Genomic DNA, 16,845 nt, shown 5'->3' on the forward strand with positions numbered 1-16,845 from the left:
TACCACTATTAATAATCAAGGAAGGTTGTGATAATCCTATTTGTGAGGAGGTCATACGCGGGGGCCTTCCGCCACGCTAAATCCATCCCTGCAATTCGCGGCGGACGATGGTCTCGATGACGCGCATACCGCCGTCACTGGCGTTGAGGCATTGAATCCGAGCAAATTCTTCGCCGCCGCCCTCAAAGAAATACCCGGCGTTCTCCTCGCCGATCTCCTCGATCGTCTCCAGGCAGTCCGCTGAGAACCCCGGGGTCAGGACAGCGATGCGCTTCACGCCGCTGGCCGCAAGCGCTTTCACTGTTTCATCGGTGTAGGGCTTAAGCCATTCGGCCGATCCAAAGCGCGACTGGAACGTGACGATGAACTTGTCCACGGGCAGTCTCAGGCGCAGGCGGATCAGCTCCCCGGTTCGCTGGCAGTGCTCGTAATAGGGATCGCCCTTGGCCAGCGTCTCAGCCGGCATGCCGTGGAACGAGGCGACAACCACCTCCGGCTCGAAACCCAGACCATCCCGCCCCTCCGTGATCGAGCGCGATATCTCCTCGATGTAGGAGGTCTCGTCGTAATAGGGAGCGGCCACGCGAAGGACGGGTTGCCGCCGCATCTTGGCCAGCGCCTCGAACACCTTATCACAGGCCGTTGCGCTCGTGGCAGCGGAATACTGCGGATAGAGCGGCAGGAGCAGGAGCCGGTCGCATCCCTGATCTGACAATCGGTCGATAGCCGATTTGAGCGATGGATTTCCATATCGCATGCCCCAGTCGACGACGACGTCAACCGAGTTTGGACCCAGCAGGCCGGCGTCAATCGCTGCCTGCAGTTTCTCGGCCTGCGCGCGCGTGATCGTCTTCAGCGGGCTCTCGTTCAATTCGCGATTCCAGATCGTCTGATAGTCTTTCCCCTTGCTGGCCGGGCGGGACGTGAGGATCAACCCGTTGAGAATGAAAAACCAGATCAGCCGCGGCGCTTCGATGACCCTTCGATCCGAAAGAAACTCCGAGAGATATCGCCGCACCGACCAGTAATCGGTTGCGTCGGGCGTGCCGAGGTTGCTGAGCAGGATGCCGATTTTGCGGGGCGTGATGAAGTTGACTTGCGGAGGTTGCGAACACACCTCCTTTGTCAGGCTTGCAAGGTTCGTGCTGTGGAAGGTCATGTGTGCCTCGCAGTAATCGCCATGATTGGGCACCGAGCGAGATTGGCCTGCCGTTGCGGGGACGGCCGGCGCTTCGCCTTGGGGAGGGTGCCTTCGATCAGGTCGATGCCGTGCATCACGTCGTCGCGCTCAGCAATGCCGGCCCCGCGCGGGCCATACATGCCGACCGCATGGACCTCATCAATGCAGGTCATGGCGTTGTGGCGCTCGGCCAGATCGCAGATCCCGAAATGAGCCAGGTAATCGACCATGGTCAGCGTGTCCTTTCGTCGCTTTGGTGGGAAGACCTGTCCGCACCGAAAGGGGTCAGCGCGGACAGGGTGCCAAGGGAGACGGCATTGCAGGTGTTGCCGATCTACCCGACGGGCGAGGTTTCAGATGTTATTCGGCTGCCTCGGTCACGGGGTTGGGAACGATCCTCGACCGCGCGAGCTTGTCGATCGCATCGGCCACGCCCTTGCCGTAGGCCGGATCGGCCTGCGTGCAGTTGGCAACGTGACGCTCGACCACCGGCTGGGAAGCGCCATTGATCGCGCGAGCCGTGTTATCGAACAGCACCTGCCGCTGGGCGGGCGACATCATGCGGAAGAGGTTGCCCGGCTGCGAGAAGTAGTCGGTATCCTCCCGGTGGTTCCAGCGCGCCACCGCGCCTTCGTTCTTCAACGGCGGCTCCGAGAAATCGGGTTGCGCCTGGAGCGCACCACGGCTGTTCGGCTCATAATGGGTGCCGCGGCCGCCATTGCCATCGACGCGCATCGCGCCGTCGCGGTGGTAGCTATGGACCGGGCATTTCGGGGCGTTCACCGGAATCTGCGAGTGATTGACGCCGAGCCGATAGCGCTGGGTGTCTCCGTAGGAGAATAGGCGGCCCTGGAGCATCTTGTCCGGAGAGAAGCTGATGCCAGGGACGATGTTTGTCGGGGCGAACGCGGCCTGTTCGACATCCTGGAAGAAGTTTTCCGGGTTGCGATTGAGTTCCATGACCCCGACTTCGATCAGCGGATGGTCCTTTTTCGGCCAGACCTTGGTCAGATCGAACGGATTGATCGGATAGTTGTCGGCTTCCTCCTCCGTCATGATCTGCACATAGAGCGTCCACCGCGGGAAATCGCCGCCTTCGATGGCCTCGAAGAGATCGCGCATGTGACTCTCGCGATCGCCGCCGATCGCCGCCACCGCTTCGGCATCCGTCATGTTCTGGATGCCCTGCTGCGTGCGGAAGTGGAACTTTACCCAGAAGCGCTCATTCTGAGCGTTGAAGAAGCTGTAGGTATGGCTGCCGAAGCCGTGCATATGGCGCCAGGTCCTCGGGATGCCGCGCTCGCTCATCACGATCGTGATCTGATGCAGCGCTTCCGGCAGCAGCGTCCAGAAATCCCAGTTGTTGTCGGCGCTGCGCATTCCGGTGCGCGGATCGCGCTTAATGGCATGGTTCAGATCGGGGAACTTCAGCGGGTCTTTGATGAAGAAGACCGGCGTGTTGTTCCCGACGAGATCCCAGTTGCCTTCGTCGGTGTAGAATTTCAGGGCGAAGCCCCGAATGTCACGTTCGGCATCGGCCGCGCCGCGCTCGCCGGCGACGCTCGAGAAGCGAGCGAACATCTGGGTCTGCTTGCCGACCTCGGCGAAGATCTTGGCCTTGGTGTAGCGGGTGATGTCGTGTGTCACCGTGAAGGTGCCGAAGGCGCCGGCGCCCTTTGCGTGCATGCGCCGCTCTGGAATCACTTCGCGGTCGAAGTGGGCGAGCTTCTCCAGGAACCACACATCCTGCAGTAGCGCGGGTCCGCGCGGGCCGGCGGTCATAATGTTGTTGTCGTCAACGACAGGGGCGCCGAATGCGGTCGTCAGTTTATTACTCATTGTCTGGCCTCCTTTGATGGTCCTGGGCTGGCGCCATCGAGGTTCGGTGGTGCCGAACACGACCATAGGAGGCGATGATTATTAGAGGAAATATATACTTCCGCGGACTCTTATAGGGTTCTCCTATGAGTTGGCGCGTTCGCTTACGAAAGCGCACAGATAAGCCATTATATTCCAGGCGTTGTCTGAATACGCCGCACGAGGCAGGTCACGCCGGAATTCGAGAATTCTCGACCGAACAGGTCGAAAATCCTGGCGGCGTGGAAACCCAGACTTGCGCGCGAAGTGACACACAGATTCGGCTGCGAGTATGGCGCTCAACACCAATGCGCGCGTCGGCGGATAAAGAAGCTCGTACTCCGCGATCCCGTGGGCGTTCCGTTGTCGTGTTGTACAATTGCGTCAGAACGCATCAATCCTTGAACAAGGATACGCCAGTTTCTCACCCGGTTCAGCGGATCGGTGTCATAAGTTCACGTGGTATCCTTGGCGGACTTCATCACCAATACGCTCGCGTTTAGGCTTTCGGTACACACAGGATAGTCTGAAAGCGCTTGACCCCAAACGGCCGATTAGAGAAGCGGACATTTGCCAAAATATCGTCGTCGGCTAAGTGGCATTGCACATTAACGCGTGTTGGTCATCCGCACGAATGATCTGACAGAGCTACCTCCGCTCGACCGCGTAGCGTCACTTCATTTCGTCGAATGTAAATTGAGAGTGCATATCCCGCCGCAATAAATAGGCCCAATGAGATCACGCTCAGTGTTCCGGAAATCTTGTAAACTTCGGCGCCCACTGCGTAAGCACCGAAGCCGAACAGACACGCCCAGCAGACCCCACCGGCTATATTGAAGAAGAAAAAACGCCGTGCCGGCATGCTATTGGCGCCCGCAAGCAAAGCCGCAAACATTCGTAGCACTGCAATGAAACGGCCAAAGAACACGACGCCGTTCCCGTACCGAAAAAAAAGATATCGGCCGATCAGCAATCGATCCTCATCGAGGCGGATGTACCGACCGTATCTGCGAAGAAACGGCAAGCCAAGCCGACGCCCGACCATGTATCCCAAACCGTCCCCGACAATCGCACCTGTTGCAGCTGCTAATACAACGACAACGATGTTGATCTGAGCAGTGGTGGCGGCAAGGAGTGCAGCAGCAACTAGGATTGTCTCTCCGGGGAGAGGCACGCCGGCACTTTCGAGCGCAACAACACCAAAGATGATCCACGGGCCGTAAGTTGGGATTAAGCTAATCAAGGCATCCGACAAAGAAGTAAACTCCATCTTTTGAGGTCCCATATCCGTGTAGACGCACGACCCTCGCGGCGAATTGCCACGATGGTGGATTCGAAATGTTGGCGGTATTTCATGGTGCTTCACCAAATGGTGAGATGTTCGCAAGCGACTGATTTATAAGTAGCCGGCGATGGAAAGATCAGCTGCCGGCTCTTATCTAGTGTGTGTGGAGGGTCCGCCATTCCTGGCCATTGGTCCAATGGATAAAAACGCACAGCTTCATTGGACATTCCGATGGCCATTCTGCCCAGTCTTCAACAACTCCGCTTTCTGTGTGCTCTGGCCGAGCAACGCCATTTCGGTCGTGCTGCGGAAAATTGTGCCGTCACCCAATCTACGCTGAGCGGTGGGATCAAGGAACTCGAGGCAAGGCTGGGCATAACGCTGTTCGAGCGCAGCCAGCGCCAGGTGATGCTGACGCCCTTGGGGAAAGAGATCGCGACGCGCGCCCAGCGCCTGCTGGTCGACGCCGAGGAGATGGTCGGGTTGGCCCGCAACGCGCAGGAGCCATTGTCCGGGCCGCTCCGGTTCGGGGTAATCCCGACAGTCGGGCCGTATGTCCTGCCCTCGCTGCTGTCGCATCTGGGCACTGCGCTGCCGAAGCTCAAGCTGTACGTGCGGGAGGCTCCGACCACAGTCCTGCTGGACAAGCTCGCGAGCGGAGAACTCGACATTTTGCTGGTGGCCATTCCTTACGGACTTGGCGATGTCGAGGCGATGGAAATGGCGGAAGATCCAATCGTCGTTGCGATGCCGCGCAACCATCCTCTTCGCAATCACAAAGTGGTAACCCGTGATGACCTGGCGCGTGAGCAACTGCTCCTGATCGAGGACGGGCATTGCCTGCGCAGCCAATCGCTGCAGGCATGTCGGATCGTGGATCCGGTGCGCAATGAGGTCTTCCAGGCGACCAGCCTGCGAACGCTTGTCCAGATGGTGGCCGCAGAGCTTGGCATCACACTAATGCCCCAGATGGCGGTGGATTCGGAACTCGCTTCAACTCGCAATGTTGTGATTCGCCCGCTCTCTCCAGACAAGCCGTTCCGCACCCTGGTCCTAGCCTGGCGGCCGACCACCTCGCGCGGCGCCGAATTCAGGATGCTCGGAAATCTTATCCGAGAGTGTCTGACGGGTACCAAGAGAGCATTTGCGCCTGACCATGACATTGAAGCACTGACAGCGCGCTGACAGCGTGCCAGGCCGGCATCCATTGTGGCGATACCTGGGTGCTGGCCGGGCGCCATCGGCTGCTCCGATTAATGCCTTCGAAATTTCCCGTTAGCTATTCGGAGCCGGGCGACCACATGAGGGCCGGGCGAGAAGTTCGATGATCACTGATGGCTCTGCCCGTCGAAAGGAACGATTCATGACTGGACGAAAAACGATGATGGTATTGGCAACCGCCCTCCTTGCCGGCTCTCTGCTCGCGACGGGTGCACAGGCACGCGGCGGTGGAGGCGGCGGCGGAGGCGGAGGTGGCGGTGGCGGCGGACACGGGGGCGGCGGCTTTAGCAGCGGCGGCTTTGGTGGTGGCGGTGGCTTTCACGGAGGCAGCATGGCCGGCTTTGGCGGCGGCGGCTTCTACAGTGGCGCTTTCGCTGGAGGATTTCACGGTGGCCCCGGCCCCGTCGTTCGAGGATCCAACAATGGCGGCTTCCACGGTTTTGGCCCCGGTCCCGTCGTTCGAGGATTTCGTGGCCACGACTACGGGGACCACCGCTACGGCTACCGGCCGTATGGCTACTGGAACGACTACGCTTACGACTATCCGTACTACGATTCCTACTACGACGACGGCAGTTGCTACGTTCTTCAGCGACGGGTGGACACCGCGCATGGTCGGCGTCTGCAACCCCGCCAGGTATGCGGTTGATCGACCGTCGCGCATCGATGTTGATCGCGGTCTAAAACGTCAACTGACTGCTTAAGCGTCGATTGCCATGAGATGACCTCAGCGTGGTCCTGCGCTGAGGTCAAGTTTTGCGGGATTCCCCTTCTTCCCATCGGCACAGCAGTAGGCCACTTTTGCCGATCCCGTGCTGACCAGAACTCAGGCTGCCTCGGCGACCCTGTCGCCGGAGCGGCCTTCCTTGAGCGTGTTGGCCCACCAGACGAGTTCGTCCAGCATCGGCTTGGCGCAGTCGTCGAGGTAGGGATAGTCCGCCATGGACTTGCCCTCACGCATCATGCCCATCATCTCGATCATGCCGATATGAACGGCGCGCGGGAGCGAGGCCACTTGCGCCGTGGCGAGGATATTCCGCAAATGCTCGACGGCGCGGGCTGCGCCGCCCCCGCCATAGCCCAGGAAGGTCGCCGGCTTGCGGTGGATCTCGGACCAAAGATAGTCGAGGGCATTCTTCAGCACGGCCGGAATGCTGTGGTTGTATTCCGCGGTGACGAAGATGTAGCCGTCAAGGCTGGCGATCTTCTCACCCCAGCGCAGGGCGACTTCGTTCTGCGGCGGCGCAACGTGCAGCGGCACCTTTTCCTCGAAGAACGGCATGGGATAATCGCGGAGATCGACAATCTCGAAATCGGCGTCATTGCGCTCCTTGGCGATATTGAACAGCCAGTTCGTCGGGACTTCGCCGAACCGCCCGGGACGGGTCGTGCTGATGATGACGCCGATTTTGGGTCGTTTTTGCATAGTCGCTTTCCTAGACACTCACGATTGGTAAGCCACCATGTTGTGGTAACCCCGGTGGGCGCAAGATCGCACTTTTTCCGCAGTGACTTACCCGCCAGTAAGTGAGGTCGCGGCTTTAATCGTCGACGACGGCGCTATCCTCGTGAGATTGCTCTCGAAGTCGCTCGCGCGCCTCGTCGATGTCGGTCTGGTTCTCCATCACCCACCTACCGATCGGGGCCAGCGCAAGCTTGAGCGAGCGCCCGCGGTCGGAAAGTTCGTATTCGACCCGCGGCGGAATCGTGAGGTGGACTGTCCGGATCAGGATCCCTTCGTGCACGAGATTTCGCAGCGTAACGGTCAACATGCGCTCGGAGATGCCATTGACCGCCCGGTGCAATTCCGTGAAGCGCATCCGCCGGTCGCCGAGCACCATCAGAAGCAGGATTGTCCATTTGTCACCGACCCGCGCCAGGATGTCTCTGGCCCGGCGGCAATCAGCGGGAAGTTGTTGGGGTTCAATGGTCATGCAGCAAACATAAGGTCGATTACGCCATGAATAAAGACCGCGGGCGCATCGATCTCCGTGAGCAGCCTCGACGGCACGGCGTACCCTCGTGATGTTGGTTGCCACTTTTCGCGACATAAAAGCGAATAGCGCTAAGCCGCCCCCGCCCAGGGTGGCGTGGACCTGGGCCATCACAGACATATGGCACTGCAAGTTCGTTCCAGGAACGAACCGTGTTGACGTTCCTTGGATCTCGTCCCGCCAATAAGCCCAGCGTGACGCCGCGCGCGGCGCGCCTGATAGGTGCAGGATCGTCTGCGGCAGCCCCACGATCACCCGATAGAGGCCGTTACCGGTTACAACGGTGCGGCCCGCGCACCATGTAAGAACGGGGCCAATTGATTGGAGAAAATGCAATGCGTTCTGGCTTGGCATTATGCCTTTTGATCGCCCTCTGTGCTTCTGCGAACGCCGCCGCAAGAGCGCATCATGCCAAATCGCGACATGTCATCGTTCGTCCCAGCCAGGCTGTGATCCCAAGCTACGTCACCCCAGGTGGTGTGCGGATCTATCGCGACGACTCCGTTATGGGTGGTCTGCGGACCGACCACGACGACCCTCCAGCCTACGATGACCCATCCAAGTTTGGCGGCGAATGATCTGCGGCAACCAGATGACGTGTACGCCAAAAATTCTCGCGTGCCATGGCGCAAAGCTGGGTCCGGAACTGATAAGGAAAGGCATAGAATGGAGTCAGTCACGACTGATAAACAAATCATAGAAAGCTTATCAGTTGTTGAATGGCCGTTTCTGGCGCAAAGCGGTCATCGCTTTGAGGCGACAAAAAACTTTGGCTTAGACGCGGAACGGATGTATCACTCCGGACGGCGCATAACCTGACATCGCCTCTTTCAGCCGCCTGCTCGCGTTCGAACGGATTACGGATTGAGAGGGACGGCAGCATGCAGCGGAGACCACCGCTCACCTGCCGAGGGCTGCGGGCCGAGTGTCCCGCGTTATCGCCGCAGCGAGCGTCGGCCAAGTCGAGGCACCCTCTCGCCGCAGTGTCACGCGGCAGCCCGGCTTGGCATCTTCGATGACGAGATCGAGGCCGTGCAGCCTGGCCACGGCCGCGACGAGGCTGAGCCCCAGTCCAGTCCCAGGGGTGTGGCGGCTCCTCTCTGCGCGATAGAAGCGCCGCAGGACAGCCTCGCGCTCCTCTGCGGGAATGCCAGGTCCAGTATCGGTCACGATGATGCCGAGATTTTCATTTGCACGAAAGATGCGCAATGCAACCCGCCTCCCCGGCGGCGTGAACTTGATCGCATTGTCCACCAGGTTCCCGATCGCCTCGAACAGCAGACTTGGATCACCGGCCATCTTGGCCGACCCGCCGCTCTCGTCTTTCAGCGAGAACGAGACGCCCTTGCCCTCAGCCAGCGGCTCGTAGAAATCCCTCACATCAGCTGCGATCGCGGCAAGATCGAGCGTCGTGAACCCAGTGCGCCGCGCGCCGTCCTCAACTTCGGAGATGCGCAGCATTGCACCAAATGTCGAGAGAACGGCCTTGGTTTCGACAATCGCCTCATCAACGGCGGTGGCAAATTCGTCAACCGAGGCCGCGCGGCGGGCCGCCCGCTCGAGGCCGGCGAGCAGCCGCGTCAACGGCGTGCGCAAATCGTGCGCGATCCCATCGCTCACGCCCTTCACTTCGTGCATCAGCCGCTCAATGTCGTCCAGCATTCCATTGACGACATCCACCAGCCGGTCGAGATCACCTGCCGTCCCACGGGTCGGCAGGCGCTCGGCCAAATTGCCATTGACGATGCGTTCGATGGCATGGGCGACCTCATCGATGCGGCGGACCGACCCAGCGCCAATCACAGCCGCGCCCGCCAGCCCCATGATCAGAACCAGCAGGCCGCCCCAAGCCATGGCGCCGACCAGCAATTCGCGGAATTCGTGCATCTCGTGCACATTCTGACTGACGAGGACGACGTCGCCGGAGGGCAACCGGTGCGCCAAGCCCCGGAACGTCACCGCCTCACCGCGCCGGTTCAACCTGAACTCGAAGGGACGGTCCGACGGCGAGGGCGTCGGCAGGTTCGCCACCTTGCCCGCGACTCCGTGCCCGGCGGCATCGAACAAGGCAAACGGGCGGTCGCCCTCGGGATCGCGCGCCGCGTGCTCGTTCAGATGTTCGATGAGCTGGGAGGGGCTTGCAGCGACCAGGCCCGCAAGTTCCCTAGTCAGCCATTCGTCCGTGCCGCTCTGTAAGTAACCAGCGGTTTGCCAGTAGAGGAAACCGAAGAGCGTCAAGGAGGCCGCCCCAAAGAGCGCAAGAAACAGCAGGGCGAGCCGAAAGCTCGTGGTGCGCCGGAGATCACTCAGCCGCACGGAGCACATACCCCGAGCTGCGCACGGTGTAGATCAGCGTGGGCAACCCGCCTTCGTCGAGCTTCCGGCGGAGCTTGCCAATGTGCACGTCGATCACGTTCGTCCGTTCGTCGTAGTGATAACCCCAGACCTCTTCGAACAGCATCGTCCGCGTCACTACCTGGTTCGGTTGCCGCATGAGATACTCGAGCAGATGGTACTCTCGCGGCAACAGCTCGACGAGCCGACCGGCTCGGCGCACCTCGCGGCTCAGGAGGTCGATCTCCAGGTCGCCGACATGGAGCATCGTATCCCGCCGAGGGACCGCCTGCCGCCGTACCAAAACCTCGATCCGGGCAGTCAGCTCTAGAAATTCGAAGGGCTTGGTCAGGTAATCGTCGCCACCGGCGCGGAGTCCTCGCACCCGCTCGTCCACCGCAGACAAGGCGCTAAGGATGAGCACTGGCGCTTCGACGCCGACCGTGCGGAGGGTCGATAGAACGGTAAGCCCGTCCACTCCGCCAGGCAGCATGCGGTCCAGCACGATGGCCTCGTACGCGTCCGCGCCCGCTTTCAGCAACCCCTCGCGGCCGGTATGGGCGCAATCGACGTCGAAGCCGGAATCGCCGAGTGCAGCCGCAATCTCCGCGGCGGTCTGGACATCGTCCTCCACTACCAGCACCCTAGCCATGCTTCTCCTCCAAAAGGACCTGGAGCCTGTCTGCCATATAGCGAGCAAAGTGCCCATCTACCACACATGAAATCTAGTTTAAGAAAGGAACGCGGTGCGCATCCTGGTTGCCGAAGACGATGATCGCACGGCGAATTATCTGGTGCGGGGCCTGACCGAGAGCGGTCATATCGTGGATCGCGTCGCGGATGGCGAAACCGCGCTGGCCATGGCGCTCGAAGGCATCTACGAGGCACTCGTCCTCGACCGCATGCTGCCGGCGATGGATGGCGTCACCTTAGTTCGGCGCCTGCGCGAGCACGATCCTCGCACTCCGGTGCTGATGCTGAGCGCCGTCGCAAGCACGGTCGATCGCGTCGAGGGTATGCGCGCCGGGTGCGACGACTACCTCGCCAAGCCCTACATGTTCGCGGAGCTTCTGGCGCGCCTTGAGGCGCTTGGCCGCCGGACCGACCGCTCGCGGCGCCTCTCGGTGCTGCGGGTTGGCGACCTCGAACTCGACACGGTCGGCCGGACAGTGTCGCGGGCAGGACGGCCGATCCGCCTTCAACGTCGCGAATTCCTCCTGTTGGAACAGTTGGTCCGCCACGCCGGCCAAGTCGTCACGCGATCCATGCTGCTGGAGGCCACCTGGGACTATGATTTCGAGGCGCGCGGCAACATCGTCGACATGCATATCCACCGGCTACGTAAAAAAGTGGACGAGGGCTTCTCCCATCCGTTGATCCAAACGGTCCCAAGTGCCGGCTACACGATCCGCGAGCCTAGCGGTACCCCGACGCAACCGGACCAACCGGCCTGATTAAAATCGATTTCATCATCGAGCGATGCGCGCTCTACGACCGATCCGTCAGAGTACCGAAGCGTTGAACCAGCTCCAGGCTGCCTTGTCGGGCCGTCGATGTCTCATCAATTGGGTGGATTAGAAAACGATGACCAACCGACCATTTGCCCAGGACCTCGTCGTCGAGGCTCGCGGGCCCGCCGTTGAGCCGCCGCGACGAAAGCATCATCGGTTGCGGGCAATCGTTATTCTAATACTTCTTGGCGGCACCGCGTATGGCGCTTACGCCAACATCCACCATGAGGCAACCGCCGCCGGGGCGTCGGCGCCTTCGGCCTCCGCCACTGCCGTTATCGGCGTAGGAACTGCGCAAGCCAAAATCGAAAACGTACCGATCTATGTGACCGGGCTCGGCACGGTTCAGCCATTCAACAGCGTGACCGTCAAGCCGCGCGTCAGCGGCCAGATCAGCGACATTGTCTTCACGGAAGGGCAGTTAGTCCACGCCGGCGACGAGCTGGCGCACATCGACCCGCGGCCATTCCTGTCGCCGCTGCATCAGGCGGAGGCCATCCTGGCCAAGGACCAGGCGCAACTCAATAATACGAATATTGATCTCCAGCGCATCACGAGCCTCGCTCAAAAGGGCTTTGCGACGGGCCAGTCTCTCGACACGCAAAAATCGCAGCTTGCCGGATTGCAAGCCACGATCTTGGCCGATCAGGCCGCGATCGAAACTGCCAGGACCCAGCTCGACTTTTCCACGATCACCTCTCCCCTAAGCGGCGTCGCCGGAATCCGGATGATCGATGCGGGCAACATGATTACTCCGTCCGATCCGGGACTTGTGGTCATCAATCAGCTCGAGCCGATCTCGGTGGTTTTCACGGTACCGTCGGAAGCGATCAGTCATTGGGCGGTGGGCCGACCGACATCTATCGTCCCGGTCACGGCGCGATCGCCCGACAATGCTCGAATGCTCGGCACCGGTGATTTGAGCCTCGTCGATAATCACATCGATCCCACCACCGCGACCATCAGGCTCAAGGCGACGTTCCCGAACAAGGATCATCTGCTCAAGCCCGGCCAATTCGTCAACGCTTCGATCCAGAGCGCGCTACTGTCGAACGTTGTCACTGTGCCGTCCAGCGCCGTTCAGCAGTCGACAAGTGGTTCTTACGTCTACCTCGTGCAGCCCGACATGACTCTGGCACAGCGCCCAGTGACGGTCGTGCGCGTGGCCGGCGACACGACCGTAATCGCGCCCGGATTGAACGCAGGCGACACGGTGGTCACAGACGGCCAGTACAGCATGAAGCCGGGCCTGAAAGTGTCCATTTTGCCGAGCGATTCCGCTCCCCAGAAGGTCGCCGATCGGAACAACGCGACACAGTAAATCTGTCGTCTCCCTGTCTGAGGTCAATCCTGTGAACATCTCGAAGCGTTTCGTCGAGCGTCCCGTTGCCACGGCCCTGCTGACCCTCGGCGTCGTTCTGGTGGGCATAGTCGCCTATCTGCTGCTCCCGATTTCCTCTCTGCCCCAGGTCGATTTTCCGACCATCGCGGTTCAGGCGAGCCTGCCAGGTGCGGATGCCGAAACCATGGCGGCCACGGTTGCCAGTCCACTCGAGCAGCAGTTCGCCAACATCCCTGGTGTTACGCAGATGACGTCCACGAGCACGCTCGGCATGTCGAACCTGACGCTGCAGTTCGACCTCAATCGGAACATCGATGGCGCTGCTCAGGATGTGCAGACCGCCATTAATGCGGCAAGCGGGCTGCTGCCGAAGACGATGCCCAATCCGCCGACCTACCATAAAGTCAATCCCGCACAGTTCACGGCGATCTCAATTGTGATGCAGTCAGACACCATCCCGCTGCCGAAAGTAATGGATGACGCGACGAATCTGGTCGCCCAAACCCTGTCCCAAATCCCTGGCGCGGGCTTTGTCGACATGCCCGGCTCGTCTAAATCGGCGATTCGGATCCAGCTTGACCCGATGAAGATCGCGTCCATGGGTCTGAGCCTCGAAGATATCCGCGCGGCTCTCGTGGTTGCCACCACGAACGGCCCGAAGGGCACCCTTAATGGCAGCCAGCGTTCGGTTACGCTGGACGCCAACGATCAGCTTCTCAGCTCGACAAATACAAACGCGGCCATCGTCGCCTACCGCAACGGCTCGCCGGTGCGGATCAGCGACATCGGACGCGCTATCGACAGCGTCGAGAACACCACGATGGGCGCCTGGTACAACAACCGAAAGGCCGTCACGATCGACGTCCACCTGCAGCCCGGCGCCAACGCGGTTGAAGTGGTCAAGGGGGTGAAGGCGGCGCTGCCCGCGCTTCGGCTACGGCTTCCTCCTTCCGTTCAGTTGACCACAGCCGGCGATTCTACCGTTGCCGTGCGAGCAGCGGTCAGCGACGTGCAGAGAACGCTGTTGATCACGATTGGCCTCGTGGTGCTGACGATCTATGTGTTCTTGAAGAGCCTTAGTGCTACGATTATTCCAGCCGTGACCATTCCTGTGTCCTTGATCGGGACGTTCGGAATTATGTACCTGCTCGGCTACAGTCTCGACAACATCTCGCTCATGGGGCTGACCATTGTCGTTGGCTTCGTGGTCGATGACGCCATCGTCGTGATCGAGAACATTGTGCGCCATGTCGAAGATGGCGCTTCACCTATAGCTGCGACACTCAAGGGCGCGAGCGAGATTGGCTTCACGGTCGTGTCAATGACGGTGTCGCTCATCGCAGTATTCATCCCGCTTCTCCAGATGAGCGGAATGGTTGGTCGGCTTTTCCGCGAGTTCTCGGTCACAGTATCGGTGGCGCTGATCATCTCGGCCATCGTCTCGCTGACGCTGACGCCGATGATGTGCGCGCTCATGATTCGAGGGCACCAGCCCGAATCCCGCCGCGGCCTGGCGTCTCGCGCCCTCGAACGAGGGTTCGCCCTGTTCGAAGCCGGATACAAGCGGTCCTTGCTCAGTATCATCGCCCATCCGCGCCTGGTGATGCTGTCCTTCGCGGCGACACTCGCGTTGACGGCGTATCTCTTCATCGTCATCCCGAAAGGGTTTTTCCCGCAGCAGGATATCGGGTTGATCTCCGCCTCCACGCAGGCGGCGCAGGACATCTCGTTCGAGGCGATGGCTGCCAGACAACAGGCCGTGGTCGACCTCATCATGAAAGAACCGGCGGTCGAGACCGTCCGCTCGAACCTCGGCGGCTCGGGACTCATGAACACCGGCAATTTGCAGATCATCCTGAAGCCGCAATCGGACCGTTCGGTAACCGCCGACCAGGTTATCGCACGCATCCGCAAGCAGATGTCAGTGATGACCGGGGTGAGCCTCGCCATGCAGGCTGTGCAGGGCATAAACGTGGGTGGACGGATCTCCCAGACCCAGTTTCAATACACGCTCCAGGACCCCAATCTTCCCGAATTGTATAAATGGGCCGACACCATGGTGGCCGAGCTGCGTAAGCTGTCTGAGATCCGCGATATCGCGAGCGATCTTCAGTCAGCCGCCCCGCACGCCAGTATCGTGATCGACCGTGATACGGCCACCCGTCTCGGCGTCACCCCCCAGGCAATCGACGATACGCTGTACGATGCGTTCGGTCAGCGGCAAGTTGCGACCATCTTTACTCAACTCGATCAGCACAAGATCGTGATGGAGGTCGATCCCAAGTTCAGGGTCGATACCGGCGCGCTTGATAATCTCTATATCGGGAACAACGCCGGCAAGCAGATCCCGCTCAGCACGTTCGCCAAGGTGGGCACGTCCGTTGCGCCGCTCGCGATCAATCATCAGGGCCTGTTCCCATCGGTCACGCTCAGCTTCAATCTCGCTCCCAACGTAGCGCTTGGAGACGCGGTAACGGCCGTGAACACCCTGAAGACCCGGATCGGCGTGCCCGCGACTATTCAGACCGGATTCCAGGGGACCGCCCAGGCGTTTCAGGCCTCGTTGGCCACGCAGCCCGTGCTGATTGTGGCCGCCTTGGTCGCGGTCTACATCGTGCTCGGCGTGCTCTATGAGAGCATGGTGCATCCAATCACGATCCTATCGACGCTCCCGTCGGCCGGCGTCGGCGCCTTGGTTGCCCTTATGCTGACGGGTGGGCAACTCGATGTCATGGGCCTTGTCGGCATCATTCTCTTGATCGGCATCGTCAAGAAGAATGCCATCATGATGATCGATTTCGCGCTAACGGCGGAGCGAGGTGGGATGTCGCCGAGGCAAGCCATCATCCAGGCCTGCATCCTGCGGTTCAGGCCCATCACCATGACCACGCTCTGCGCGCTATTGGGCGCACTACCTCTGGCGCTCGGCACGGGTGTCGGATCGGAACTGCGGCGTCCGCTCGGCATCGCGATCGTCGGCGGTCTCTGCGTCTCGCAACTGTTGACGCTGTACACAACGCCGGTGGTCTATCTCTACATGGAACGGATCGCCAGCTTCATGGCTACGACCAGGACCAAGGCGTTCAAGCCGAAAGCCGCGATTCAACCATTGCCGTCAGAATGACAGCCTTTTCATCCAATGGCCTCATGCGCGCTCCAAAGACCGCTGTTGGCGCGGCGAGTTCAACCGATCGCTGCAACACATTCTGCGAACTTCGCAGCTGGAGTCAGATAGAGCAAGGTCTTTCGTGACCTTTGATTGAACTGTCTTGCGATGGCACTGAGCTTGGCCTGGCTGTGCAAGGACAGATCGGTGCCACGCGGAAAGATATTGGCGCAGCAATCTGTTGGTGTTTTCGTTTGACCCGCGCTGCCAGGGACAGCGAGGGTCACAAAATAGACGTCGACCTCGGTGGCCAATGTCAGGCGCTGATGGTCGGCAAGCTCCTTACCTCTGTCCCAGGTCAGCGACCGGTAAAGTTCGCTTGGCAGTCGCTGCGATTGCTTGATCACCGCCGAGACAACGCTTTCGGTGTCCTTGTTCGCAACCCTGACCAGCATCACGTAGCGCGAATGGCGCTCGACAAGTGTTCCGACGTAGCTGTTCCTCGATCCGCCGATCAGGTCGCCCTCCCAATGGCCTGGGACCGCACGATCTTCAACAGACGGTGGTCGTTCGCTGATGGATACAGCGTTCTTGATCTGGCCGAGCCCGTTCCGTTTCAGGCTGGCGTGCCTGGAGCGGCGGATCGTGCGCCTCGCTCTCAGGTGCTCAAGAAACTCCTTTTTCAGTACGCCGCGCGCTTGAACGAACAGGCTCCGATAGATCGTCTCGTGTGACACCTGCTTTTGAGGCTCACCCGGATATGTGCGCTTGAGCCAGCCAGCAATTTGCTCCGGTGACCATTGCCGCCGCAGCCCGATCGATACTGTCTGCCTCAAGAACGGACGGCAAGCCAGCTTGCAAAGTTTGGGACGCCGCGCCCGATCCCAGGCGGCCTGATCGGACCCAGCAGCCCGATAGCGGTCCGCTCCTCCATTGCGACTGACCTCGCGGCTGACGGTCGATGCAGATCGTCCCAAGTGGCGCGCAATCGACCGCAACGAGCAGCGCATGCTGA

At 60.4% G+C, this 16,845-nt stretch carries 13 protein-coding genes and 1 pseudogene; 5 read left to right on the top strand and 9 right to left on the bottom strand.

Annotated features, from left to right (window positions below; all coding sequences use genetic code 11):
• Positions 1-76: 76 nt before the first annotated feature.
• The 4 genes and pseudogenes from hemH to B5525_RS15200 form a co-directional block, all read right to left on the bottom strand.
• Positions 77-1,159, bottom strand: a complete 1,083-nt coding sequence (gene hemH / locus B5525_RS15185) for a ferrochelatase (RefSeq protein WP_079566728.1) — start codon at positions 1,157-1,159, stop codon at positions 77-79.
• A 74-nt stretch (positions 1,160-1,233) separates the two neighbouring features.
• Positions 1,234-1,383: pseudogene (locus B5525_RS43940) on the bottom strand (aminotransferase class I/II-fold pyridoxal phosphate-dependent enzyme); the annotation flags it as partial.
• Between the two features lie 157 nt (positions 1,384-1,540).
• Positions 1,541-3,019, bottom strand: a complete 1,479-nt coding sequence (locus B5525_RS15195) for a catalase (RefSeq protein WP_079573396.1) — start codon at positions 3,017-3,019, stop codon at positions 1,541-1,543.
• Positions 3,020-3,659: 640 nt separating this feature from the next.
• A complete protein-coding gene (locus B5525_RS15200; RefSeq protein ID WP_079573398.1) occupies positions 3,660-4,307 on the bottom strand; it encodes a DedA family protein in 648 nt (215 codons plus the stop codon).
• A 246-nt stretch (positions 4,308-4,553) separates the two neighbouring features.
• On the opposite strand from B5525_RS15200, the gene B5525_RS15205 reads away from it, so the two are divergent.
• Together B5525_RS15205 and B5525_RS15210 are read left to right on the top strand one after the other, a co-directional pair.
• The gene (locus B5525_RS15205) at positions 4,554-5,507 is read left to right on the top strand and encodes a hydrogen peroxide-inducible genes activator (RefSeq protein WP_079566730.1); all 954 of its coding nucleotides are present in this window, start codon (positions 4,554-4,556) and stop codon (positions 5,505-5,507) included.
• 178 nt (positions 5,508-5,685) lie between these two features.
• Positions 5,686-6,192: a hypothetical protein gene (locus tag B5525_RS15210; protein WP_244567905.1), complete on the top strand. Its 507-nt coding sequence runs from the start codon at positions 5,686-5,688 to the stop codon at positions 6,190-6,192.
• Between the two features lie 177 nt (positions 6,193-6,369).
• Here B5525_RS15210 and B5525_RS15215 read toward each other — a convergent pair whose 3' ends face one another.
• The 4 genes from B5525_RS15215 to B5525_RS15235 all read right to left on the bottom strand — a co-directional run bounded on the left by B5525_RS15215 (position 6,370) and on the right by B5525_RS15235 (position 10,523).
• Positions 6,370-6,969, bottom strand: a complete 600-nt coding sequence (locus B5525_RS15215; RefSeq protein WP_079566732.1) for an NADPH-dependent FMN reductase — start codon at positions 6,967-6,969, stop codon at positions 6,370-6,372.
• 115 nt (positions 6,970-7,084) lie between these two features.
• Positions 7,085-7,891 (bottom strand): winged helix-turn-helix transcriptional regulator, encoded by an 807-nt coding sequence (locus tag B5525_RS46300; RefSeq protein WP_244567906.1) that lies wholly within the window; start codon positions 7,889-7,891, stop codon positions 7,085-7,087.
• 546 nt (positions 7,892-8,437) lie between these two features.
• Positions 8,438-9,775 carry a sensor histidine kinase gene (locus B5525_RS15230; protein WP_244567907.1) on the bottom strand — a complete coding sequence of 446 codons (1,338 nt, stop codon included), beginning with the start codon at positions 9,773-9,775 and terminating at the stop codon, positions 8,438-8,440.
• Positions 9,776-9,839: 64 nt separating this feature from the next.
• Complete coding sequence (locus B5525_RS15235) at positions 9,840-10,523, bottom strand: response regulator transcription factor (RefSeq protein WP_079573400.1); 684 nt, start codon at positions 10,521-10,523, stop codon at positions 9,840-9,842.
• Between the two features lie 94 nt (positions 10,524-10,617).
• Here B5525_RS15235 and B5525_RS15240 point away from each other — a divergent pair, with 94 nt between their 5' ends.
• From B5525_RS15240 to B5525_RS15250, 3 genes are all read left to right on the top strand, one after another.
• The gene (locus tag B5525_RS15240; RefSeq protein WP_079566736.1) at positions 10,618-11,325 is read left to right on the top strand and encodes a response regulator transcription factor; all 708 of its coding nucleotides are present in this window, start codon (positions 10,618-10,620) and stop codon (positions 11,323-11,325) included.
• Positions 11,326-11,707: 382 nt separating this feature from the next.
• Positions 11,708-12,703, top strand: a complete 996-nt coding sequence (locus B5525_RS15245) for an efflux RND transporter periplasmic adaptor subunit (RefSeq protein ID WP_172899883.1) — start codon at positions 11,708-11,710, stop codon at positions 12,701-12,703.
• A 31-nt stretch (positions 12,704-12,734) separates the two neighbouring features.
• Positions 12,735-15,848, top strand: a complete 3,114-nt coding sequence (locus tag B5525_RS15250) for an efflux RND transporter permease subunit (protein ID WP_079566738.1) — start codon at positions 12,735-12,737, stop codon at positions 15,846-15,848.
• A gap of 59 nt (positions 15,849-15,907) precedes the next feature.
• Here the strand turns inward: B5525_RS15250 and B5525_RS15255 are convergent, their stop codons facing one another.
• Complete coding sequence (locus B5525_RS15255) at positions 15,908-16,840, bottom strand: IS30 family transposase (RefSeq protein ID WP_197687924.1); 933 nt, start codon at positions 16,838-16,840, stop codon at positions 15,908-15,910.
• Positions 16,841-16,845: the final 5 nt, after the last annotated feature.

Source organism: Bradyrhizobium erythrophlei, from assembly GCF_900129505.1.
GTDB lineage: Bacteria > Pseudomonadota > Alphaproteobacteria > Rhizobiales > Xanthobacteraceae > Bradyrhizobium > Bradyrhizobium erythrophlei_D.